Consider the following 24,497-nt stretch of genomic DNA (forward strand, 5'->3'; position numbering starts at 1 on the left):
AATCCCTTTTGTTTCTGACTTTTCCCTGTCATGAATGAATCCTGAACCGTTCTCCTTTTTCTCTATACTTCTTTTGCTGTCAGGTTATGCTTCTGTCTCTGTTTCCAGATCATCGACTACCGGTATCTCTTCATCTGTCTCAGGAAAAGTCGTGATACCGTCTTCATCTGTCTCCTCTTCTGCCAGACCCCATTTTTCCATCCAGCTTTCTGCATTGGACTGAAGCTCCATAATCAGTCCCATCACACCGGCAGAGTCCATATCTGCCAGCATCTCTGCATCTGCAGGTGTTTCGATCTTTTCATAATCCGCATTTACAGTTACATAGCCGGTCAGCAGCGGTAATTCTTCGCCGTCTGCAGCCAGTGTCAGGTTGTTCAGAGTCCATGTAAAGCCCTTGCCTTCCTGTACATCTTCAAATGTGCTGTTCAGAGTCATACCTACATCTGTTCCGGTCTCTTCATCCGGGATACTGATCTCCATATCCAGTGCTCCGCTCTCTGCATCAAAATTCATAGTGAAGATATCGGCATCGATAAATGTCTCCTCACTGTCAGATGCTTTCAGGTTCACTTTCACATCCATCTTGCTGTCTGTAGTCTCATTGGCAAATGCATATGCCAGATGCATAGCATCTTCTTCTGCCCCTTCTTCATAGATATCCATATCCATGTCAAATCCTGCTGACATATTCGCCGGATCTGTAAAGGTATATACAAGATCCATAATCACAACCGACGATTCACTGTCTTCAGCAGCCGTTGTTACTTCTTCTTCCTCAGATTCTGCGTCATTATCCAGATCTGATAAGGTATCATTCTGTTCATCGATCAGGCTTTCGTCCATCTTCATTGTCATGGTCATCTTCGTTACCAGATCGTTTTCTACCCAGTAAGTAATGGTAAACTGATCTCCCAGTACTGCTTTTCCCTGTTCCAGAGATTCTTCCATAGCAGCATCAAAGTCTTCTACCCCTGTCACTCCTGAAGCACTCAGTACGGAAGAAAGTTCCGTCAGGAGATCACTGTAGATACTCATTACACTCTCAGTATCATAGGTTGCATCATAGAAGGTGACGCCCGGGTATTCTGCATCCTCTCTGGTTTCCACATTCATGGCATCCTGCGCAGATGTCGTAGCTTTTTCCAGAATTGCCTTAATATTCCCCAGCAGATCTGTAGCATCTTCTGCAGATGCTGAGCCTTCCGGGAAGAACTTCATATCGATATCTTCCGGCATATCCAGTTCGCCAAAAAACTCCTCCCATACAGAACCTTCATATTGTTCTTTAAAACTTCCGGCCTTCAATGCCACTGTCTTAGATAAAAATTCCGGAAGTGTCAGTGCCAGCTGGTTCTCATCCCCATACAGGGAAAGGCTTGCAATATTATCTGCGTTCACTGCTGCTGCCAGTTTAAACAGCCACTGCTTATCCTTCAGATCAATGGTTGTATCTGCTGTCAGACCCAGATCTCCCTGTAACTGTTCCGGCAATTCTGCATCTGCCAGCAGTTCTTCCGGAATCGTTGCATTGATGCTGACCTGTGCCCCGCCTTCATTCATTGCTTTTACAATATTGTCCCAATCCAACATCGTACTGATCGGTGACGGAGTCTCTGCCTGTGCCTGTTTTTCCAAAATTGCATTCAAATCATCTAATGGTGCTGCACTGGCAGATGCCTGCAGAGATACCACACCTACGGTTGCTGCTACTGCTGTTTTACCTAACCACTTCTTGAATTTACTCATGTTCTCCTCCTATCGTATCGAACGTTGTTCATTCCCGCCATTCATAAGGCGAAATAATTATTTTAAATGTCCCTTCTTCCGAAACACTCTATTAGAATCATACATGAAAATGCAGTATCTTGCAATATAAATATGGCAATTTGCACTGCCACCATTTGCTAATAAATCATAATAATGTATATTTGTCATAGCTGTTTTCCCAGATACCAGTTTATTTTTTCCTGATTCAGTTTTTCTCCGATCACAATAATGACTTCCTGTCCCTTCGGGATAGGTTCCACAGACATCTGATCATGGGTGATATTCAGTTCCAGCCAGCTTCCGTCTTCTTTTTTCAGAAAGCCTTTGATACGGAATACCTTTCCACACTCCTTATCTTTCAGGATCCTTTCTGCCACATCTTTCAATTCTGTTTCCTGAATCGGCAAATTCATGTAATAAACAGATGTGTATGCTTCTCTCTGATCCATCCAGAGTTTCCCACATTTTTCTGTACGGTATCCACTTTTTGTCAACTCCTGAAAATCACTGTCATTCATTTTATTCCAGTCTTTTCTGTAAATATCATGTTCCAGACTTCTGCTGCACTGAAATTCTGCCAGAACTTTCTGTAAAAAATCTTCTGTTTCCTTTTCCTTCTCAGGGCTGACGCACTGTGTTCTGCTCATCACGATTTTTCCCGCACAGGCAGCCTGCTGTGCCAGCATATATCTGGAACTTTCTGACAGATCCGTGTTCAGCCCTGCATCCACAATGGTGTACACAGATCCAATCTCATACCAGCGGTCCAATGGCTCTTCCCTGAGAATATCAAAGAATTCATCCACATCAAAAATTCCTGACGGTTCGATCAGAACACGGTCATAACCGCACATCCCCATGGATATAAGCTTCGTCTTAAATCGTCTCCGGTGGCAGTCTTCATCACATCCGCCCGCCACCATCTCCAGTTCACACTTGTCTCCCATAAGTCCCTGCAGCAACATCATATCCACATTCACTGCTCCAAAATCATTCTCCAGAATACATATATTTTCTCCTGTATCCATCAGATATTTTGCATATTTTTTTATAAATGTGGTTTTTCCGGATCCCAGAAATCCGGTAATCAAGTCTACTTTTACCATATCTTCCCTCATATCAACGCGGCATCTGCATTCCGCTCTTCATTTCACTTCGGTCGGTGCCCGCGTAAAAAGAATCGGGTGTGAAAATTCACACCCGATCCATATCAGTCTTCATTATGCAATTTGCATCTTACAGCTGTGGTCCTGCTGCAACCAGTGCTTTACCAGCTTCATTTCCTTCGTATTTAGCGAAGTTCTTAACGAATCTGCCAGCCAGGTCTTTTGCTTTTTCTTCCCATTCGGAAGCGTTAGCATAGGTATCTCGAGGATCCAGGATTCCTGTATCAACACCGTTCAGTTCTGTAGGAACTTCGAAGTTGAACATTGGAATTGTCTTTGTAGGAGCTGTCTTGATATCTCCGTTCAGGATTGCATCAATGATACCACGAGTATCTTTGATGGAGATACGTTTTCCGGTTCCGTTCCATCCTGTGTTAACCAGGTAAGCTTTTGCTCCGCTCTTTTCCATCTTCTTAACCAGCTCTTCTGCATATTTTGTAGGATGCAGTTCCAGGAATGCCTGACCAAAGCAAGCTGAGAAAGTAGGTGTAGGTTCTGTAATTCCACGTTCTGTACCAGCCAGTTTAGCTGTGAAACCAGACAGGAAGTAGTACTGTGTCTGTTCCGGTGTCAGAATAGATACTGGAGGAAGTACTCCAAATGCATCTGCTGACAGGAAGATTACGTTCTTAGCTGCCGGTGCGGAAGATACCGGGCGAACGATGTTTTCGATATGATCGATTGGGTAGGAAACACGAGTGTTTTCTGTTACGCTCTTATCAGCGAAATCGATCTTGCCATCTGCTGCAACTGTAACGTTCTCAAGAAGAGCGTCACGTCTGATTGCATTGTAGATATCTGGTTCAGATTCTTTATCCAGGTTGATAACTTTTGCGTAGCATCCACCTTCAAAGTTGAATACGCCGTTGTCATCCCAGCCGTGTTCGTCATCACCGATCAGAAGTCTCTTAGGATCTGTGGAAAGTGTTGTCTTACCTGTTCCAGACAGACCAAAGAAGATTGCGGTGTTTTCACCATTCTTATCTGTGTTAGCTGAGCAGTGCATTGCTGCGATGCCCTTCAGTGGCAGGTAGTAGTTCATCATAGAGAACATACCTTTTTTCATTTCTCCGCCGTACCATGTGTTAATGATAACCTGTTCACGGCTTGTGATGTTGAATGCTACACATGTTTCGGAGTTCAGTCCTAATTCTTTGTAGTTTTCAACTTTTGCTTTAGAAGCGTTATATACAACGAAGTCTGGCTCGAATGTTTCAAGTTCTTCAGCTGATGGTGTGATGAACATGTTTGTGATGAAGTGTGCCTGCCATGCTACTTCAACGATGAAACGAACTGCCATACGTGTATCTTTGTTTGCTCCACAGAAAGCATCTACAACAAACAGTCTCTTGTTGCAAAGTTCTTTCTTAGCGATTTCTTTTACGGTTTCCCATACATTTTCTGGCATTGGATGGTTGTCGTTCTTGTATTCATCTGTTGTCCACCATACAGTATCTTTGGAATTCTCATCCATAACAATGTATTTATCTTTAGGAGAACGTCCTGTATAAATACCTGTCATAACATTCACTGCACCAAGTTCTGTAACTTTACCTACTTCGTAACCTTCCAGTCCGGCTTTTGTCTCTTCTTCAAAAAGCTGTTCGTATGAAGGATTGTGAACGATTTCTGTTGTTCCTGTGATGCCATACTTGCTTAAATTGATCTCTGCCATCTTCCATTAACCTCTTTTCTTTCCTAGTATCTAATTTCGATAACCGCCTGCAAATGCAGGAAATACGGTATCTTTCTCCTCATATGGAGATTGTTACTTTCTCCACAAGCATTAGTATACAGAATATGTTTGAAGAAATCAACTAAAATTATTGATAATTTTTGTATACAATTTCCCGCGGATACTGTAAAAACTGGCATTGTAAATCTGATATTTTCAAATCTGTTTTACCCCCACATTTCTTTCGGATCCATATATTTCTTTCTGTTGCTTCCCCATCCATTCTGATATTTGATAGTCATGTAAATCGGACCTTTCTCATCTTTTACCTGAACATAGCAGATACCGTCTTCATCGAATTTATCTGTTATATCAATTTTCTGATCTCGATAATATACCCAGACACTGCCATCATCCAGATATTCCACCTCTGGGGAATCCCATTCTTCCAGATATTCTTCTGCTGTCAGCGGACGTTGTTTTCCATTCGCTTCATAGGCGATTCCACCTCCGCTGACTTCTCGCTCTTCTCCGTTTTCATCTTTCCATGTGATACTGTAACCTTCCCCGTCATTTGTCACATCCATCACTGCATCTGTCCTTTCTCCATGCATCCAGATCTGTACCATGCGCTGGATTCCACCCACGTTCATGGCATAGGCTGTTCCGGTTCCACCAAGAAGAACACATCCTGTTATCATGGCTGCCGCTATCTTCATTTTTGTTTTTTTCTGTAATACTGCCATCTGTTCTACCTCCTGAAATGAGCATTCATGAGGCTCTAATGCAGAAAACGCTTTTTTGTATTTTTCTTTATTCGTCATCTTCCCACTCCTCCTGCAATGAATTCTTCAGCATAGTCCGTCCACGGGAAAGCCGTACTTTCACATTGCTTTCCGACAGTTTCAGGATACTGGCAATCTCCCATATGGAATAATCTTCATAATAAAACAGATGGATCACAATCCGGTATTTTTCCGGGAGTTTCATCACTTCTTCAAACAGATCTCTGGAATGTGTATCTGTAAACTCCAGTGTTTCCATATAATCTTCCAGGGAACATTTATGCTTTTTCCAGAATGTCATACTGAGATTCTTCGCTTTATTAATCGCAACTCGCAGAAGCCATGCCCTGATATGCCGCTCATTTTCAAATTCTTTTTTGATTGTGTAATACTGAACGAACGTCTCCTGAACCACGTCCTCTGCATCCATCTGATTTTTGCAGATGTTAAATGCCGCTGCGTAAAGATTCTTCTGATAACGCTCTATCAGTTCCTGTACTGGTTGTCTCATGGGTACTCCCCTTTATTCTGTTTCAGGTACCTTCAATTATAATACAGATGAGCAGATGAAAAGGTTACAGAATTTCTGATTTTTCGAAGCTAATGCATTGATCTTCTGTGAAAAAAGACGTAGGATAGAAAATGTGAACTGACAGTAACTATTCAGAACCCACTGGGTGATCATCTTTTATGTCAGATGGGATATCGCATCCCCAAATGTCAGGAGCTCCGGCTTCTTTTCTCCTCTGGTGAATGGATTGGCGTAAAAGAGCAGGGTTCCTTTCCTTGTTTCTGCGCCAAACCTTATCCAGTGATAGGTTTCCTGCACCGAAAAAGTAATCGTTCCATTGTATTGTCTCCATCCGTCTTTTCGTACTTCTTCCAGCAGCACCATCTTTTCCCCGTCATTCAGATAAAAAACCTGCGCATTCCGTTCTCTGGTTTTTATCTTCAGTTCGAATCCCATAATTGCGCATTGGTCCGGCAGACTGTCCCCAAAACGATATGCGCCCGGTATCCGCTCTCCGGATGCCTTATAACATTCACAGGAAAATTGCACTTCACAGTTTCTGGTTACATAAACGTGACAAGCCTGTATGCTCTTCAAAAACTGCGCCGGTGTCATCTGTTCCATATAACACCATGTAGAAGGGTCTCCCGGTTTTGGCGGCACAGATGCATCTCCATAGCGTTCTGTCTCTTTCAGATGCACGTCACTTCCACCCACAGCACAGATCCGATGTCCGTCAGCCCACAGAAGATCTGATAAAGCCACTGCTTTTTTATTGGCTTTCTCCGCATGCTGCTTTGCATCATGTTCAAATGTGGGATTATTATCCACCTCCAGACAAGTCAGTTTTGACAACTGCAGATCCTTATAGTTCCAGCTCCACTGATCCAGAAATGGGTGGTTCAGACTGAAGATCTCATGGTTTCCCACTTTGATCCGGTTGGCATGTCCAATCTCCTGCGTCATCTCCATCCCCGGCAACACCATGCAACTGGTCAGTGGCCACTTTTTCTGCCACACATTGTGATCGGTAACCGCGTAAAAATCCAGACCTTCTTTTTCTGCCCTGATCTTCATTTCTTTTGGAGTGTCATGCCCGTCTGACATGGTCGTATGAATATGAAGATCTCCACAGTACCAGCGGCTTGCTGCACCAAAAATCTGATCTTGTGACAATCCTTCATACTGCTCCTGTATGCCGTCTTTGTTTTTTGTTATACTTTGTATCCAGTTATATGTTGGAAATTCTTCTGAATTGTTCAGCCTCTGCCTTTTCAATATTTTTGCAAGATCTTTTACCGAATTCAGGCAAATATCCGCCTTGTTTCTGGCATTTTTTTCTTCCCCAGTCAACACCAGGCAGGTCATAATCCCCGCCTGCTGACCACAGGCAATATCTGTATAGCAGCGGTCTCCCACCAGCAATGCTTCTTCCCTGATACAACTATACTTTTCCAGCACATATTCTGCCATCTCCGGATATGGTTTGCCCAGAAACTGTGGCTTGCGGTCTACCGCAAGAGATATCATATAACTGATTGCCCCGCAGTCCGGTAACATAATCCCGTCCTCATACGGACAGCATAGATCCTCGTTCGTCGCATACCATGGTATCTTATTTTTCTGCAATACACGGCATACTGTTGTCAGTGTTTCATAAGTCAGTTCCCGGTTATAGGTAGTCAACACCGCTGCAATGTCTGTTTCTTCCTTTTCTGTCACGTTCAGTCCCATCCTGCGACACTCCCACAGAAATGCTCTGGTTCCAAATACAAAAATTTTCTGGTTGCCGTACTGTTTTTTCAGTACTGAGATTGCAAATGTACCGGCTGTGACAAATTCCTCTTCCGATACCCGGATTCCCCAGTTCTGAAACTTATCCACATATTCTGCCACACCTCTGGATGAATTGTTTGTAAAATAACAGCAGATTCCGTGCTGTCTGTGGATCTCTTCAATCAGTTCGGCAGCACCGTCTATAAGCTGTTTTCCCAATGCCAGGGTTCCGTCGATATCCATAATAAATAATCTTTTTTTCATCACTATTTAATCCCCGAATGTACAAAACTCTCGATAAACTGTTTCTGAAATACTACAAACAGAATCAGAAGCGGTGCGCACACCAGAAATGTAGCTGCGCTGACATCACTCCACTGTGCACCAGTCTCGAAGGACATGGCAAACATGGCAAGTCCCAGAGACAAAGGTCTTTTGGATACAGAATCTGTCATAACCAGTGGCCATAAGAAGTTATTCCACTGGTAGGATACAGAAATCATACCAAACGCCACGAACGCCGGTTTGAGCAGCGGTACATAGACTTTCGTGATAATCTGCATAAAAGATGCGCCCTCTACCTGGGCTGCCTCTTCCAGTTCATAGGGAATGGTCTTGATCGTCTGGCGAACAATCAGTGTTCCCATAGCGGATGCAAAAAACGGAAGCGCTATTCCGATCCGGCTGTCATTTAAGCCAAGTTTTACCATCAGGCTGTAGTTTGGCAGAATCAATACTTCCGGTGCAATCATCATCTGTGCCAGAAAAATCACAAAAAGTACTTTGCTTCCATAGAAGTCCATTCTGGCAAAGGCATATCCTGCAAGTGTAACCAATACCAGCTGCACCACAAGCACCAATAAGGTGATCAGAATGGTGTTGCCATAATATTGTAAAAAAGGAACCGTCTCAAATACGTGACGGATATTTTCCAGTGTGGGTGCTGACAGCGCGAAAAGATTCAACGCTTTCCCTGATGGGATAAATGCGGTACGGATAACCCAGATCAGAGGAATCACAGACACTGCCATCAGAATCCACATCAGAGAACGGTAAAAAATATCTCCGATACTCAATTTCTTCATCATTTTTCTTTCCTCATTTTCTCATGTCTAGTACAGTTAATTTTTGTATGATGTACTAGTTGTAATAAGCATGCCTGTCATCATAAAAGAATTTTACTGCTGTCACGATCAGCAGAATTCCTACCAGTATCACTGTCATTGCAGATGCTTTTCCGTTGTTCCAGTAATCAAATCCAGTCTGATAAATGTAAAACAGCAGCATATTTGTTGCATTGCCGGGGCCACCTTTTGTCATAATATAAAGATGATCCACTGTCTTAAAGGCACTGGTCAGTGCAATGATAAATACATACATGGTAGTCGGTTTTAACAATGGCCATGTGATGGCTTTGAATCTGCGAAATCCGGTTGCTCCGTCGATCTCTGCTGCTTCAAACACTTCTTTTGAAATGCCGTTTAATCCGGCAATATAAAATAACATCAGATAGCCTGCCTGTTTCCAGATCAGCATAACAATAATTGCCCAGATTGCAGTCTTTCCGTCTGCCAGAAGCCGCCAGCTGGAATTAATGTATCCCAAAAGTCCATAAATCGGTGTATAGATAAACATCCAGATATTGGCTGCCGCTACCAGAGGAATAAAGGTCGGATAGATGAATCCGATTCTGGTCACGGTCTTTCCCCATTTTCCAAGAGAATTGGAAAAGGATGCCATTGCCACACCCAGTAAAATGCTGGCCGGAACCGTCACCACTGCAATCAGAAGATTGTTCTTCATACATTCCCAGAATACCGGATCCATAAGCAGTGCCTGATAATTTGCCAGTCCTGTAAATACCGGCTGTACCGTAGACAGATCATCTTTGTAAAAACTGGAAATCAGACTCTGTATAATCGGATATACGGTAAAGATCCCCAGAAATATCAGTGATGGCAGTAATAACAGCCATGCACGGAAACTGTTTTTCCATTTTTTCTTTCTTGCCCGTTCCTGAATCACAGTCAGGGACACACGAGATGTCCCTGACTGTATCATTGGACCGGTAAGTACCTGCTGCGCTGTACTCATATAGTCCTCCTGTTATCTGTATGCCTGAAGAATACCATCCGCGGTCTGCTGTGCGGCTGCCAGTGCTGTTTCCACATCTTGCTGATCTGTCATTACATAAGAGATTGCGTCATCAATGGCTTTCTGGACTTCAGCCTGATTATATGTAGATAATTCTGCATATCCATATTCCAGCTGGTCTCTTGCCACCAGACAGTATGGAAATTCTTCTGCGTACTGTTTCATTCTGTCTGTTTCGTAAGCGCTTGGTCTGGTTGCCACATATCCAGTATCAATGCTCCACTGAGCTACACGTTCATCGTCGGTCATCCATTTGATGAAGTCAAAGGCTGCCTGCTGGCGTTCTTCGGATACACCCTTGAAGATATAGAAGTTACCGCCGCCTGTCGGAGAACCGAAGGATTCATTTTCCGGCAGCATGGCTACACCAAAATCAAAGGTTGCATTGTTTTTCACATTGGTCAGGTTACCGGTTGTGTGGTACATCATGGCTGTTTTTCCTTCCAGGAAATCAGAAGGTGTAGTTGCCCATGCTACGATACCGGATGGCTGTGAACCGTTCTCTGACAGACTCTTCCAGAACTTCAGTCCCTTCGCTGTACGTTCATCATCATAATAAGTTTCTGTACCGGTATCATTCATCAGGTTAAAACCACTCTGCTGTACACAGAAAGTCTGGAGCATCCAATATGCATATCCATCAGAAGGAATCTGAATTCCGTACTGGGTGGTCTGTCCGTTTTCGGTAATCGTCAGCTTCTGCGCATCTTCATACAGTTCATCCCATGTTGTAGGCGGCTGTTCCGGATCCAGTCCGGCTGCTTCAAATGCATCTTTATTGTAGTAAAGAACTATAGTACTTCTCTGCCATGGAATACCGTAAGTGGTTTCTCCGTCACGGCTGTTCATCATGAATCCATCGTAGAATCCATCCAGCCACTGCTGATCCTCTTCTGTGGTGCAGAAGCTGTCAATATCTGCAATGGCATCCATAGCCAGAAGGGAATATAAATCTATGGAAAACATGATTGCCAGATCCGGTGTATTCCCGCCTTTGATGGCTGCCTGTACCTTTGTTCTGGTATCTGCATAACTTCCTGCATAAACCGGATTAATGGTAATATTCGGATTCTCTTCATGATACTGTGCACACAGATCATCAATCAGTGCATCCGGTCCGCCTCCTACGGAAACCGGGAAATACATGGTCAGCTCCATTGGTTCTGTTGTTGTCGTTTCTTCCTGTGCAAATCCTGTGGTTCCAAGGCTGCCTGCCAGCATCGTTCCTGCCAAAAGCATACAAATTTTTTTCTTCATCTTTTTCTCCTCTCCTGATCGTTATCAGATAAGCCAAGTATAAAGAAAAAAGTTCTGCCCTACTATCATGGTGGGGTAAAACTTTTGTAAAGCTTCAGAAAAGCAAAGTAAAAAACATGTAAAAAATCGCCAGTCATTTTTCATGATCTGGCGACTTCGCTTTTGGTCTGCATGTTATTTTAATTTATGATGCTTTTCTCTTTTCTTTTACTGCTTCTTCAAACTCCCGCATACAGATCGGCCGGTAATAGTAATATCCCTGCAATTCATCACAGCCTTCCTGAATCAGAAAATCTGCAGCCTCCTTTGTCTCTACTCCTTCGCAGACAATACTTTTTCCGGTCCGCTTCAGCAGATGGAAGATCTCCTGCAATACGATGCGACCTTTTTCCGTCAGGCTACCGTCCAGAAAGCTCTTATCGATCTTCACTTCATCAAAGGCAATATCTTTCAGTGTATTCAGAGATGAATATCCGGAACCAAAATCATCCATGGAGATACGAATATGGTATGCGTGAAGGATGCTGATCATCCCATTTACTGCATCTCGGTTTCGTATATAGGCACTTTCGGTAATTTCAAAAATAAGATATCTGGTATCTATCTCGTATTTGTTAATGATATCCAGCAGTTTTTTCGTAAATCCCTCAATATCCCGGAAGTGAAACGGGGAAATATTCAGAGACAGTGTCACTGGCTGTGTCCGGCATTCACGCTGGCTGACCATCCACTGAAACGCTTTTTCATACACATAAAAATCCAGTGCTTCCACTTTTCCACATTCTTCCAAAACTGATATAAATTTGTTTGGTCCCAAGATTGCTCCATCTGACCTCTGCCAGCGCACCAGCACCTCCGCACTGGTGATGCTTTCATCCATTCCGGAAATCTTTGGCTGAAAATACAGAATGAATTCTTCTTTCTCCAGTGCACTCTGGAAAGAATGCAGTACATCTGCCCGCAGTAATTCTGCATGTGCCAGTTCTTCGGTATAGGCACAGATGCCATCCACCTGCTCCTTTGCTTTTCTTCTGGCGGTATTGGTATGAGAAATAATCTTTTCTGTATCCTCCTCTCGGTTCAAATCGTAATAAACGCCTGTATTCATAGAGAAATATTCTACTGGATATTTTCCCTGCACCTCATTGGCCAGAATCTGGTTATTCTTCGCAACCATTTTCAGACAGGAATCCAGAGCTTCTCCTGTCACATCCACTACTGCCACAAATACATCGGAATGAAATCGACTGGTAAAAACTACTTTTGGAAATAACTCCAGTCTTTTCCATATAAACTGTAAAATCTCATTTCCCATCTGATAGCCCCAAAATTCATTGATCAGATGAAAATCCTTCACATCCATTAGCAGCAGCATGTAAGTCTTATGTTCTTCTCCATTATTCTTTAAGGTAAATAACTTGCCTGCCAGTTCACTGACAGAAATGATCTGTCCTACATCACTGACTCCCCTGCACTGAATCTGTTCCTGACTGCTTCCGCTCTTTTTAAATGCTTTGTCCCGGTACATTTTTTCATCGGCATGTTTCATCAGATCCTGCACCAGATAATAATGATTCTTATAGCTGACTTCATAACCTACCGCATAACTGATCTCATGTTCTGCCTGTGTATTGTATACATCTACATTTCTTTGAAGTTCCATATTCATCTTTTCAAGTTCATCCAGAGATGTATGCTCCTGTACAATCACGAACTCATCTCCGCCATATCTGGCCAGGAAACTGTTTTCCGTCAGAATTCTGGTCAGAAAGGATGCAAATGTTTTAATAAAACGGTCTCCTTCATCATGTCCGAAGGTATCATTGATATACTTCAGCCCGTTCATATCAAACATCATAATACCCACATCCAGAGTATCATCCAGTTCCTGGATCTGGTTCAGCTTTTTCTCCAATGCCTTTTTATTATGAATTCCCACTGCGTCAGTGGCTTCGCTCTGCACCATATTCTGCACATAATCCTTCAGTGCCAGTGTCAGGGCACATCCAAGAAGTGCAATGGTAACCAGAATGATCCGCACCAGCAATGCAACTGTCGTATCGTAATGAATGAGGTTATCCAGATGAAATGCCACAACAAGCAAAAACAGCAGGAATAATACCAGCTGTGCATTGCAAAAGTTTATAATTTTTTTGTTAAATTTCACGTTTTTTCTCCCTGCTCTTTTTATTCTGCAACCAGAATCACATTCTGTGCCAGACGCTTCTCGATCCCGATTTTGCTCTCTCTGATCAGCACAACAAAATATCCGTGAAGCTCAGACAACACCTCCACCGTACTTCCTACTGTAAATCCAAGTGTCTCCAGATAATGCTTCTGCCTTTCCAGACCGCAGACCTTGGCTATGGTATATGCTTTATGAAACTCTGCCAGATTCAATGGCATGACAACACCTCACTGTTCATTAGCGACTTATAAAAGTTAGTTTTTGCTAACTATGAATGTACCATGTTTTTTCTTATCTGTAAATAGGTTTTCGGTAGAATGTGACAGAAAAAAGGAATTTGCGCCGAAATATTTCGTTCTGCGCAAATTCCTTTTTACATCTTATAACTCATACCTTTCGCAGCAAGAATGCCGAGGCATTCTTGAATGTAATGAAAATCTATTGTCTCACATCCACCAACTGGATCGGATCTGCATTTGGACTATTCAGGCTTGCACCATATCCCGATACTTCCAGATACATCCGTCCAAGATCTTCTTCATTGACAATCCAGGCCACGTTCACCTCTGTGCTTTCACCTGCTGCCAGACTGGAAATGTAGTTCTTCCCGATATCACTCTGGCTGTCATAATACTGCATTCCGCCATCTATATTCAGCCCGCCGTCCCACTGTACGTAATCATAATCCTCTCCAGACTGGTTCATATAATCCTTTTCCTGATATCCATCATCTGTCTGATTCAGCAGAGACAGCCTAATATAGTAATGGATATTTTCCAAATCCTGGTCACTATGGTTTGTAACTGTCAGAGTAGCGTATACCAGTTTTGCTGAGAAGCTCTCTGTTCTTACCACTTCATCCAGTGTATCCACACCATCACCGCATTTGACATAAGTTGCTTCGTTGTCTTTTAATTTTTCATTTTCATCTAATCTGTCTTTCCATTCATCCGGAATATACGCTTCATTCAGTAATGAGAAATCATCTGATACCTGCACGCTGTCTACCTTCAGGCTCACCTTACTCTCTGCTGTCTGATTTCCCTGTGCATCCTCTGTTAAGTAACCATCTTTATATATCTCTTCTCCCATCGTATAAATGTGCAGTTTATCTGCCGTCACCACGGTATCATATGCCGGAAGTTCTGATCCATCACCTTCTGCCAATGCAGCGTTTTCATTTTCTACCAGGGTGTTCCAATCCCACATATCTCCTGTGCTGACCATCTCCCCGGTCTCCTTCAGTGTGATTCCCTCTGCTACTTTATATGCCTCTTCTTTGGATACATCACTTCCGATATACATGGTCACAATTCTGCCTTCTTCCGGGCAGAGCAGATAAATCCGCTGGTTAAAATGGGTATCTGTCTGTACCGTATGATACTTCAGATAGACACCTTCGTGTTCTCCAAATATAGTCTGTTCGCTTTCTTCCACACTGGTATCTGTCAGTCCCTCTTCCAGATTACCGTCTCCGATCAATACACTGTCAATGCTGAATCCACCTTTGTTATCTGTATTGATATAATCCAGATGGCGTTCATCCTTCCACTCCATACCTTCCGGAATATAAGAAGTCTCTATTCTTACATCTGCAATCTGATCTGGCAGAGCTTCCGTTGTCTGACTCTCGGTATCGGCTGTCACACCGGTTACCACACTGTAGCTGCCCTGCTGCTGCAGATTCATATGATAATTCCGGTAAGCATTGACTGCTGCATAGGCTCCGGTACCGATGAGTACACAGGCTACTGCTGCCGCTGTCGCTGTTCGTCCCAGCGTCCATACCTTCTTTTTCTTCCTGCTTCGTCTGACATTTTTCTGGGTGTGAACTTGTTTCTCCACTTCTTTTTCTATCATTTCACTGATAAAATCCGGTGTCTTTGGATACTGGCCTTTCAAATCTTCCAATCTCATCTGCCTGCTGCCTCCTTATTCTGTAATCTGTTTTTCATTTTCTCTCTGGCTCTTGCCAGACGCTTCTGCACTGCCCCTTCGGAAATATCCAGCATCTCTGCTATCTCCCTGCAACTGAAGTCTTCCACGTAATACAGTACCACCGGTATGCGAAGTTCTTCCCGCAGTTCCTGTACTGCTTCATACAGTTCGCCGTAATTTCGCCTTTCTTTTTGCGGTGTCTCGATCTGTTCCATATACTGATCTATGGGTAAAATCTTCTCTGATCTTCGACAGATGTTATAGCATTCGTTCATCAGAATCCGCATCAGCCAGGTCTTCACATACCGGTCTTTGCGAAGTGTGTCCAGCTTTGCAAATGCCTTTACGATTGTTTCCTGTATGGCATCGGCACAATTCTGGTCATCCTTTAGAATAGACTTTGCCGTGGCATACATCTGATGCTGGGAGTCCAGAATCACATTTCCCAGTTGTTCTTTTGTCACTTATACTGCCCTCCTTATCCACAGGATGGAGTTTTATTTCCATTTCCTGTTTGCTTTCATTTATTAGACGTATGGTGATCTGAAATATCCCTCAATTACAAAATTATTTTTTCAAGAATGCCTGACATGATAAAGGACTGCATAGATTTTTTATGCAGTCCAGCTAATTTTCCATATCAATTTTATACCATATTCTCGCACAGATCAGAGACTATCTCTTCTCCTGAACCATCATCATGCATGCCAGAATCAATAGTGCACTGGATCCCCAGATGGACTTCATTCCCATATGTGTGGAACAGATTCCTCCGATTCCGGCACCGATCGCAAATGTCAGGATAATTCCATAATAATGTGCCACTTTTTTCAGTGCCTCTGGTTTTTTATCTCTTAAATAAACCGACAGACTCTCCGTTCCGCTTCGTAAGTTTCCAATGCACATGGTGCTGGCATAACCGTATCCATGCACCTTGCGGAATGCCTGTACCTGCATGGAGCATGCAAAGGATACCAGCATTGTGGCAATCATATTATAACCGGACGGGATGAATCCCACCGCAAACAATATCACAAATTCTATGGCAACGATAATCTGTCTCCAGTGCACTTTCTTTGCCATTTTGTACTTATGACCGATCTGCTCTGCCACCAGAACTCCCAGGGCAAACGCTATCACCGGGAACAAATAATGTAAAGCTCTTCCCCATTCTCCCATCATCATATGCTGACTCATAAGTACCACATTTCCCGTCTGAGCATTGGAAAAAACCTTGTCTCGCACATTGTAGGTATATGCATCCTGAAAACCACCTGACAGAGCCAGTATTGCACTGAGGAGAAACGTCTCCGATGTCTGAATCTTCTCTTCTATTTCTTCTACATCTCTGTGTACTTCACGTTCTATCTTTTGCAGCTCATTTGCCATGTCTGTATAAGCCTTCCTTCTATAGTCATTTTTCTTCTATTTCCTGTTCCTTCCTGTTTTTCTCCTCTTACCATACCATTCTATATCTCTTTTATCAACCTACAACCTTCCGATTTTCTTAAGAAAAAACATACTTTATTTCCATAGTTTTCACAGAATGACCATACTTTTCCTATAACATGAACTCATTAAATTCAACGGTAAGCTCAATAGAAAGGTTGGTAACTATTATGAGAAATAAATACGCAGCACTGGCACTTGGTATGGTACTGACTATGGCCGCCACGCCGGTTATGGCGGAATCTACGACAAATACATCTACGGCAGAAGTATTAAAAGAAGCCTCAGGTGCTTCCTCAAATACCGAATCTTCTTCCGATGCTTCTGCTCCGCCGGAGAAGCCTGACGGAGAAAAACCTGATGGGGAAGCACCTGGAGAACCTCCGCAGGATGGGAATGCTCCTGACGGACAGGGTGGTCCTGGCGGAGTTCCCAGTGATACACCGGGCGAAGGCCCTGGCGGACAATCTCAGGGCGTAAACAGTTACAACGCTGTAAATGACTGTACCGAAGATACTACATTTGACGGGGAAGATATCGAATCCTCCGGTACCGATGAAAATGCTGTTTTGGTAGAAAACGGTGCAGATGTGACTATCAAAAATTCTAATATTTTACGTGACTCTGCCAACAGCACAGGCGGTGATAATTCCAGCTTTTATGGTGTGGGTGCTGCCGTTCTTGCCACAGACGGCACCGCATCTGTCAGTGGCAGTACCATTTCCACAGATGCAAAGGGCGGTGCCGGACTCTTTGCCTATGGTGACGGAACGGTCTATGCGGCAGATTCTACTATCACAACTCAGAAAGATACCTCCGGCGGTATTCATGCAGCCGGCGGCGGTACCCTGTATGCATGGGATCTGGATGTGACTACCAACGGTGAATCTTCCGCAGCGATCCGCAGTGACCGCGGCGGCGGTACTATGGTAGTAGATGGCGGTACTTATACCTCCAATGGTGTGGGTTCTCCGGCTGTTTACTGTACTGCAGATATTGCCATTAATGATGCTGATCTGACCGCCAACAGTTCCGAAGCAGTCTGCATCGAAGGACTGAATTCTCTGCATCTGTTTGACTGTAACCTCTCTGGAAATATGTCGGATGATGACCAGAATGACTGTACCTGGGGTGTAATTGTATATCAGAGTATGTCCGGAGATTCTGAAGTGGGTAACAGTACCTTCCAGATGACTGGCGGTACTTTATCCACCGGAAATGGAGGTCTTCTGTATACTACAAATACAGAATGCACCATCACTTTAGATGGTGTGGATATTACCTACGCACCGGACAGTGAATTTTTCTTGAGATGTACCGGCAATGACAATGCAAGAGGATGGGGCACAACAGGTGCCAACGGATCTGACTGTTTGTTCACAGCCATCAATCAGGATATGGAAGGTGACGTGGTATGGGATTCCAGCAGCGATCTGGATTTCTATATGACGAATAACAGCACCCTGACCGGCTCTTTTGTAGATGATGAAACTTACGCAGGTGAAGGTGGAGACGGCTATTGCAACGTTACCATCGATATGGGAAGTACCTGGATCGTTACCGGTGACAGCACTCTTTCTTCGCTGTCAAGCGAAGGAACCATCGTAGATGAAGAAGGTAATACAGTGACCATTCAGGGCAGTGACGGAACTGTTTACGAAGACGGCGAAAGCCAGTATACCATCACAGTAGATTCTTATGAAACGACCGCTGATACCAGTGATGCAACTCCTTCTGCAGACTGGTCTGACTATGAAGCTGACCGTCCGGAATCACTGTAATGAATATGCCTGCATACTTTGTACACAACAGCAAGCTTATAAAATAACACCGCAATAACCCCTCCCATAATATTAAATCTCACAGTTCACTGTCTGAGCTGTGGGATTTTTGTTATAAAAAAATCCCCTTTTTTCCCTTAATAAGTGTATAATAAACGATATATTGGTAAAACCATTCTGATCAAAGGAGAAATGACATGAGTACAATGAATCTGACCTTGTTAACGGATCTCTATGAGCTTACGATGATGCAGGGATATTTTAAAAATAACTGTAATGAGACAGTTGTATTTGATATGTTCTACCGGAACAATCCATGTGGTAACGGCTATGCCATCTGCGCCGGTCTGGACCAGCTGATTGATTATATCAAACGTCTCGAATTTTCTGATGAAGATATTGCATATCTGGATTCTCTCCATCTTTTTGAAGACGATTTTCTGGAATATTTAAGAGACTTCCATTTTAGCGGTGATATTTATGCTATCCCGGAAGGAACTGTGATCTTCCCAAGAGAGCCACTGGTAAAGGTGGTTGCTCCGATTATGGAAGCTCAGCTTGTAGAGACTGCTTTGCTGACGATCATCAATCACCAGAGTCTGATTGCCACTAAGACAGCCCGGGTGGTCTACGCAGCTGACGGTGGTGGTGTGATGGAATTCGGCCTTCGCCGTGCCCAGGGACCGGATGCCGGTGTCTATGGCGCAAGAGCAGCTATGATTGCCGGATGTATCGGTACTTCCAATGTACTTGCAGGACAGCTTTTTGACGTTCCGGTTAAGGGAACTCACGCTCACAGCTGGATCATGAGTTTCCCGGATGAATACACTGCTTTCAAAAAGTATTCTGAATTATATCCGGATGCCTGCTGTCTGTTGGTAGATACCTATGATACCTTAAAATCCGGTGTACCAAATGCCATCCGTGTCTTCACTGAGATGCGGGAAGCCGGAATTGAACTGAAAAACTACGGTATCCGTCTGGACAGTGGTGACCTGGCTTATCTCACAAAGCGCGCTCGCCAGATGCTGGATGAAGCCGGTTTCCCGGATGCATTCATCTCAGCCTCCAGTGACCTGGATGAATACCTGATCACCAGTCTGAAGTCTCAGGGATGCTGCATTGATTCCTGGGGTGTGGGTACCAACATGATTACTTCCAAGGATTGCCCTGCTTTCGGCGGTGTATACAAGCTGGCTGCTGTTCAGGATGCGGATGGTAACTATATTCCGAAGATCAAGCTTTCTGAAAACATTGAGAAGATCACGAATCCAGGTAATAAGACTGTATTCCGTATTTATGAAAAGGATAAGCATAAGATCAAAGCAGATCTGATCTGTCTTGCTGATGAGTTATTTGATGAATCCAGGGATCTGACGATCTTTGATCCTCTGGAGACCTGGAAACGTACGAAATTAAAAGCTGGCACTTACGAGCTGCGTGAGCTTCTGGTTCCTGTCTTCAGAAAAGGCGAATGCGTTTACACCTCTCCATCTGTTATGGAACTGCGTGATATCTGCAGTAAAGAGCTTGATACTCTGTGGGAAGAACACAGACGCCTCGTCAATCCATCACAAATGTATGTAGATCTCTCTGATAAGCTCTATGACATTAAGAAAAATCTGCTTCATCAGATGAGCATGGAGGATGAAAATTAATCTCTCCGTTATAAGCTGAAAAAGACTGACCCCTCAGTCATCTGTAAAATAAGATGATATGATTGGTCAGTCTTTCTTCTTTTTCTTCCTACATACTTCCGGTCAGACGAATGATATCTTTCATCTCATCAATATCCATATCCAGCATAATTGCAAGTTCTTCCACACTGAACTTCGGCTCTCCTTCATCCCCATCTGTCAGATCTTTCATGACATTGTCCAGATTCTGTACTTTTGCCACCAGACAGTCATCTTCGAACTTCTGCTCATCCTGCTGATTTGCTGCCTCTTTCACACCTTTGCGCAGCCGATCCCGGATATCGCTGTCCGTAACCCCTTCCATATCTCCTGCAAAAATATTCAAAAGCGCTACGTTAGCTTCCTGAATCAGATCTGCCAGATTCATTCCATCCCGGAACATCTCTGCCGCAAGATCTGCTGCCAGCGGCAGGAACTCTTCCAGGCGCTGCGTTGTCTCTTCCGGTTTCTTCAGTGACTCTTTATAACGCTTCAGATATTTTTTGTCTTCTGTTGTCAGACACTGATTACCCTGAATCCGGTCTGCTCTCCTCTGGTCTTCTTTTTCCAGTTCTTTTGCTTCTGCTGCTTTCTTTGCCTTTTCCTCTTCCGTCTCTACAGGCTGGCTCTCCTTCTCATCGGAAAAAGAGATGCCCTCGATATAAATGCCCTGGCTTTTAAAATAACGGAAGATCTGAAGCAGCTGCTCCCGGTCCAGATTCATACCTTCAAAAAAGCTGCGGATCTGATCACCCTTCAGTACCTTTCCATTCTCATTTGCACTCTGGCTCAGCTCGGCCAGTTTTTTCTGAAATTCCTGTATTTCCATAGGATATCGGTCTCCTTATCTGTTGCCAAACTTCTGTATCGCCGATATTCTAACATAAAATATGGTATATTTCAATTTTCCATCTGCCGTCCCATAAAATTAGCTGCACATCTGGCCACGATCTGTTCTGTCTCACCCATCTGTACCTTATCACTTTTTCCCATGAGGACTACAGCACCTATGGCATCTCCTTCACAGAGGATCGGACTGATCACCTGGGCGCGTTTCTCCTCATTGATCTCCAAAATATCCACATGCTCCTTGTCTGCCTGATTGTGAAGTACATTTTCTCTCTCTTCGATCAGACTCTCCAATGAACCGCTGATGGGCCTGCCGACATATTCACGCTTCACTCCACCTGCTGTGGCAATGATCTGGTCCCGGTCAGTGATGCAGATGCTGTGACCTGTGGTCTGTGCCAGAGATTCCGCATACTGCTTCGCAAAACTGCCCAGTTCTCCGATGGGCGAGTACTTCTTCAGAATGATCTCTCCTTCTCTGTCTGTGAAGATCTCCAGCGGATCTGATTCTCGGATTCTCAATGTCTTTCGTATCTCTTTTGGTATCACGACCCGGCCTAAATCATCAATCCGCCGGACTATTCCTGTGGCTTTCATAATGTATGGTATTCCTCCTGTTTTCTCATAGTGTTTTCCATATACTGTGTCATATGGATATTATGTGGAAAAACAGGGGTTTTATACTTCTTTTTTATAAAAGAAAGATCACCACCATCAGCACGATACCTATCGTTTTACAGTTTTTCTTTATCATCACTTCACCGCAAAGATACGCTTTTCTTTTCTTTCGGCAGCCTGTGGATATTCCCCGTCCACATAGCCCAGTGCACAGTGTCCGATGCCTTCATATTCACCTTCCACGCCCAGAGACTTCAGCAGATCTTTTCCCCAGTCTGTCTCGAATTCTTCCTTCGCACGATGGATCCAACAGCTTCCGATTCCCAGTTCATGGGCTGCCAGCATCAGATTGCCCATAACAAGACTTCCATCGTAAATACGAGTCGGCACTTCTTTTTTTGCTAAAACAATGATCATGGCCGGTGCTCCGTAAAACGGATCAAAGCCTTCCTTCCAGCCACCGATCTCCTGATTCATCTGTGCAATCTTATCTCGCATCTCCTTATTCGTCACCTGAATCATGATCGTCGCCTGACGTCCCATGCCGCTGGCTGCATACAGTCCGGATTCCATGATCTGATCCAGAATCTCCTGTGGCACCATATCCGGCTTAAACTTGCGGACACTTCTTCTTGACTTCATGTTCTCTAATACTTCTCTCATACTTCTGTCCTCCAATACCATAATTCTACAATCTATTTTAACCATTTCAGCGCTATGATGCAATGTCTTTTACCAGCGTCGTCACGACAATAATCATCTGCAATGATTTGAACAGGTGGCAATATTTTGTTTGCCAAAAAGGAACTGCTGGACAGTAGCTTTTTATCCTGTTAAGATAGCTGATGGAATTAAAAGTTCCAGACTATAACAAAAGAGGAAATATTTATGAAAGGACTTGGAACGATCATCAATGCCCTGGCTATTCTGGCAGGTGGAATACTGGGGATTGGATTGAAACGATTTTTAAAAGAACATTATCAGGAAACCATTATGAAAGCAGCCGGCTTTGCTGTTCTGTTTCTTGGAGCTGCCGGTGCCTTATCGAAAATGCTGGTGGTATCAGATACCGGTACAACGCTTACTACAACTGGTACCATGTTGATGATTCTTTCTCTGGCTGTGGGGGCATTGATTGGTGAAATCATTGATATTGATGGATTATTCGAACGTTTTGGGGAATGGCTGAAGCATCGGACCGGAAGTGATGGAGACAGTCAGTTTACCAACGGATTTGTGTCTGCCTCATTGACCGTCAGCATTGGTGCCATGGCTATTATCGGATCCATACAGGATGGTATTTATGGAGATTATTCCACGCTTCTTGCAAAAGCAGTGCTGGACTTTATTATTGTCATGATTATGGCATCGTCTATGGGAAAAGGATGTGTGTTTTCCTTTATTCCGGTGGCAGTTCTCCAGGGAAGCATGACGGTACTGGCAGTGGCACTGTCTGGGTTCATGACCACCGCTGTGTTAGACAATCTGTCTTTAGTAGGAAATATTCTGATCTTCTGTGTTGGCGTGAATCTGATCTGGACAAAGACTATAAAAGTAGCAAATCTCCTGCCGTCCCTTGTGATTGCCATCCTGTTTACTTATATTGGAATTTAAAAAAGTTAGTGCTATGTACGGCGGTCTTTGAACCGCCGTATTCTTTTATACCTGATAAATACTGTTCAGCAATTCTGTTCCTGTCCTAGTCTTAAAAAATGTCTCTCTGGCATGCCGGATGGCAGCTTCTGACATCTGACTTTCGTCTGCATTGACCAGAAAGTCTGCCTCCAGCAGGATCTGATAATCCAGTCCATTCACATCGGTATAAGTATGGTGATGGCAGACCAGATAGCTGATTCTTTCTTTCATGGCTTCGTCTACTCCGGTTCCTTCCAAAAACGCTTCTACCAGTGGCGCACTTTCCTGCTCTTGATGTTTTCCACTGGCGTTGCCATATTTTTCACGACACAGTGGGCAGGCAATATCATGGATTACCGCTGTGATCTCCAGCGTCTCCTGGGTTCTGGCATCCAGCAGCTCTTTTTCTCCAATCAGTCTGGCATAGGTATATACCTTCAGGAAATGTGCGATATCATGTTTATTTCCATTAGACTGTGCAATCATTTTGCAAATCATGTCATTTACGTTCATCTTTCTATTCCTCTGCTTTTTGCTGTCTTCGATCATTTATAAGCTCCGCTCTCTATTATTTCTTCAAAAGATCATATACTTCATGAAGATCCGCAATTTCATAATCCACATGTACACCTTCTATCGGCACTTCATGTCCCGGATTATACCAGCAGGTACGGATACCTGCATTGTTGCCGCCCCGGATATCACTAGTCAGGGAATCTCCGACGATCAGCATCGCATCTCGGTCTATATCTCCGATTTCTTCAAATATCTTATCAAAAAAGGCTTTGTTAGGCTTCTCTACGCCCAGTTCTTCCGACAGAAATATTCCATCCATCAGTGCTCCCAGACCTGATAGTCGCAGCTTCTTCTCCTGCGCAACGATCGTTCCGTTGGATACCACATACTGCTTCACCTTTCCCCTCAGGGAATCAATGATCTGATAGCTGTCATCACAATATACAATCGTATCCCCCAGTGCCTGCTGATAAGCCTCGTTAAACGCCGGTGCTGCGGATACATCCAGTCCTTCTTTTTCAAAGAACTCCTGAAAACGTCCAACCAGTACCTGATCTCTGGTCAGTTCTCCCTTCTCTAGCCGCTCCCAGTAGCCACGGTTAATTTTTGCATATTCTTGCAGCATCGCATCACTGCATTCACCCAGATGAAACTGCCGGAATAATTTCAAAATAGCGGTTCTTTCTGCGGCATGAAAGTCCAGAAGCGTTGCATCCACATCCCATAAAATTGCCTGTATCATAATTCTTTGTT

The 24,497-nt window shown here is 43.8% G+C and carries 22 protein-coding genes; 3 read left to right on the forward strand and 19 right to left on the reverse strand.

What is annotated here, in order from left to right; translation table 11 throughout:
• Nucleotides 1–84 precede the first annotated feature (84 nt).
• The 14 genes from H8716_RS03225 to H8716_RS03290 all read right to left on the reverse strand — a co-directional run bounded on the left by H8716_RS03225 (nucleotide 85) and on the right by H8716_RS03290 (nucleotide 16,609).
• Nucleotides 85–1,749 carry a hypothetical protein gene (locus H8716_RS03225; RefSeq protein ID WP_249307063.1) on the reverse strand — a complete coding sequence of 555 codons (1,665 nt, stop codon included), beginning with the start codon at nucleotides 1,747–1,749 and terminating at the stop codon, nucleotides 85–87.
• A 185-nt stretch (nucleotides 1,750–1,934) separates the two neighbouring features.
• Nucleotides 1,935–2,876, reverse strand: a complete 942-nt coding sequence (locus tag H8716_RS03230) for a GTP-binding protein (RefSeq protein ID WP_249307064.1) — start codon at nucleotides 2,874–2,876, stop codon at nucleotides 1,935–1,937.
• Nucleotides 2,877–3,006: 130 nt separating this feature from the next.
• Complete coding sequence (gene pckA / locus H8716_RS03235) at nucleotides 3,007–4,611, reverse strand: phosphoenolpyruvate carboxykinase (ATP) (RefSeq protein ID WP_249307065.1); 1,605 nt, start codon at nucleotides 4,609–4,611, stop codon at nucleotides 3,007–3,009.
• A gap of 227 nt (nucleotides 4,612–4,838) precedes the next feature.
• Complete coding sequence (locus tag H8716_RS03240; protein WP_249307066.1) at nucleotides 4,839–5,435, reverse strand: hypothetical protein; 597 nt, start codon at nucleotides 5,433–5,435, stop codon at nucleotides 4,839–4,841.
• Complete coding sequence (locus tag H8716_RS03245; protein ID WP_249307067.1) at nucleotides 5,425–5,907, reverse strand: RNA polymerase sigma factor; 483 nt, start codon at nucleotides 5,905–5,907, stop codon at nucleotides 5,425–5,427. Before H8716_RS03245 ends, H8716_RS03240 begins: the two co-directional genes overlap by 11 nt.
• A 177-nt stretch (nucleotides 5,908–6,084) precedes the next feature.
• The gene (locus tag H8716_RS03250) at nucleotides 6,085–7,947 is read right to left on the reverse strand and encodes an HAD-IIA family hydrolase (RefSeq protein WP_249307068.1); all 1,863 of its coding nucleotides are present in this window, start codon (nucleotides 7,945–7,947) and stop codon (nucleotides 6,085–6,087) included.
• A 2-nt stretch (nucleotides 7,948–7,949) separates the two neighbouring features.
• Nucleotides 7,950–8,771: a carbohydrate ABC transporter permease gene (locus H8716_RS03255; RefSeq protein ID WP_249307069.1), complete on the reverse strand. Its 822-nt coding sequence runs from the start codon at nucleotides 8,769–8,771 to the stop codon at nucleotides 7,950–7,952.
• A 52-nt stretch (nucleotides 8,772–8,823) separates the two neighbouring features.
• Nucleotides 8,824–9,777, reverse strand: coding sequence for a carbohydrate ABC transporter permease (locus H8716_RS03260; protein ID WP_249307070.1), 954 nt, complete (start codon nucleotides 9,775–9,777; stop codon nucleotides 8,824–8,826).
• A 12-nt stretch (nucleotides 9,778–9,789) separates the two neighbouring features.
• Nucleotides 9,790–11,094 carry an ABC transporter substrate-binding protein gene (locus tag H8716_RS03265; RefSeq protein ID WP_249307071.1) on the reverse strand — a complete coding sequence of 435 codons (1,305 nt, stop codon included), beginning with the start codon at nucleotides 11,092–11,094 and terminating at the stop codon, nucleotides 9,790–9,792.
• A 184-nt stretch (nucleotides 11,095–11,278) separates the two neighbouring features.
• Complete coding sequence (locus tag H8716_RS03270) at nucleotides 11,279–13,261, reverse strand: EAL domain-containing protein (RefSeq protein WP_249307072.1); 1,983 nt, start codon at nucleotides 13,259–13,261, stop codon at nucleotides 11,279–11,281.
• Between the two features lie 20 nt (nucleotides 13,262–13,281).
• A complete protein-coding gene (locus H8716_RS03275; RefSeq protein WP_249307073.1) occupies nucleotides 13,282–13,500 on the reverse strand; it encodes a FeoA family protein in 219 nt (72 codons plus the stop codon).
• Nucleotides 13,501–13,720: 220 nt separating this feature from the next.
• Nucleotides 13,721–15,199, reverse strand: a complete 1,479-nt coding sequence (locus H8716_RS03280) for a DUF4367 domain-containing protein (protein ID WP_249307074.1) — start codon at nucleotides 15,197–15,199, stop codon at nucleotides 13,721–13,723.
• Nucleotides 15,196–15,684, reverse strand: a complete 489-nt coding sequence (locus H8716_RS03285) for an RNA polymerase sigma factor (RefSeq protein WP_249307075.1) — start codon at nucleotides 15,682–15,684, stop codon at nucleotides 15,196–15,198. Before H8716_RS03285 ends, H8716_RS03280 begins: the two co-directional genes overlap by 4 nt.
• Nucleotides 15,685–15,895: 211 nt before the next feature.
• Nucleotides 15,896–16,609, reverse strand: a complete 714-nt coding sequence (locus H8716_RS03290; protein ID WP_249307076.1) for a YoaK family protein — start codon at nucleotides 16,607–16,609, stop codon at nucleotides 15,896–15,898.
• A 230-nt stretch (nucleotides 16,610–16,839) separates the two neighbouring features.
• Here H8716_RS03290 and H8716_RS03295 point away from each other — a divergent pair, with 230 nt between their 5' ends.
• Both H8716_RS03295 and H8716_RS03300 read left to right on the forward strand, forming a co-directional pair.
• A complete protein-coding gene (locus H8716_RS03295) occupies nucleotides 16,840–18,450 on the forward strand; it encodes an autotransporter outer membrane beta-barrel domain-containing protein (protein ID WP_249307077.1) in 1,611 nt (536 codons plus the stop codon).
• Nucleotides 18,451–18,647: 197 nt separating this feature from the next.
• Nucleotides 18,648–20,108: a nicotinate phosphoribosyltransferase gene (locus tag H8716_RS03300; RefSeq protein ID WP_249307078.1), complete on the forward strand. Its 1,461-nt coding sequence runs from the start codon at nucleotides 18,648–18,650 to the stop codon at nucleotides 20,106–20,108.
• 88 nt (nucleotides 20,109–20,196) lie between these two features.
• Here the strand turns inward: H8716_RS03300 and H8716_RS03305 are convergent, their stop codons facing one another.
• The 3 genes from H8716_RS03305 to H8716_RS03315 all read right to left on the reverse strand — a co-directional run bounded on the left by H8716_RS03305 (nucleotide 20,197) and on the right by H8716_RS03315 (nucleotide 22,256).
• Entirely contained in the window at nucleotides 20,197–20,955 is a 759-nt protein-coding gene (locus tag H8716_RS03305) for a hypothetical protein (RefSeq protein WP_249307079.1), read from the reverse strand.
• A gap of 71 nt (nucleotides 20,956–21,026) precedes the next feature.
• Nucleotides 21,027–21,572: a stage V sporulation protein T gene (gene spoVT / locus H8716_RS03310; RefSeq protein ID WP_249307080.1), complete on the reverse strand. Its 546-nt coding sequence runs from the start codon at nucleotides 21,570–21,572 to the stop codon at nucleotides 21,027–21,029.
• 156 nt (nucleotides 21,573–21,728) lie between these two features.
• Nucleotides 21,729–22,256 carry a nitroreductase gene (locus H8716_RS03315; protein WP_249307081.1) on the reverse strand — a complete coding sequence of 176 codons (528 nt, stop codon included), beginning with the start codon at nucleotides 22,254–22,256 and terminating at the stop codon, nucleotides 21,729–21,731.
• A gap of 225 nt (nucleotides 22,257–22,481) precedes the next feature.
• Here H8716_RS03315 and H8716_RS03320 point away from each other — a divergent pair, with 225 nt between their 5' ends.
• Nucleotides 22,482–23,207, forward strand: coding sequence for a DUF554 domain-containing protein (locus H8716_RS03320; protein WP_249307082.1), 726 nt, complete (start codon nucleotides 22,482–22,484; stop codon nucleotides 23,205–23,207).
• A gap of 45 nt (nucleotides 23,208–23,252) precedes the next feature.
• Here H8716_RS03320 and H8716_RS03325 read toward each other — a convergent pair whose 3' ends face one another.
• Nucleotides 23,253–23,741: an HD domain-containing protein gene (locus H8716_RS03325; protein WP_249307083.1), complete on the reverse strand. Its 489-nt coding sequence runs from the start codon at nucleotides 23,739–23,741 to the stop codon at nucleotides 23,253–23,255.
• A 55-nt stretch (nucleotides 23,742–23,796) separates the two neighbouring features.
• Nucleotides 23,797–24,486: a YjjG family noncanonical pyrimidine nucleotidase gene (locus H8716_RS03330; protein WP_249307084.1), complete on the reverse strand. Its 690-nt coding sequence runs from the start codon at nucleotides 24,484–24,486 to the stop codon at nucleotides 23,797–23,799.
• Between the last annotated feature and the right edge of the window lie 11 nt (nucleotides 24,487–24,497).

Source organism: Jingyaoa shaoxingensis, assembly GCF_014385005.1.
GTDB classification, from domain to species: Bacteria; Bacillota; Clostridia; order Lachnospirales; family Lachnospiraceae; genus Marvinbryantia; species Marvinbryantia shaoxingensis.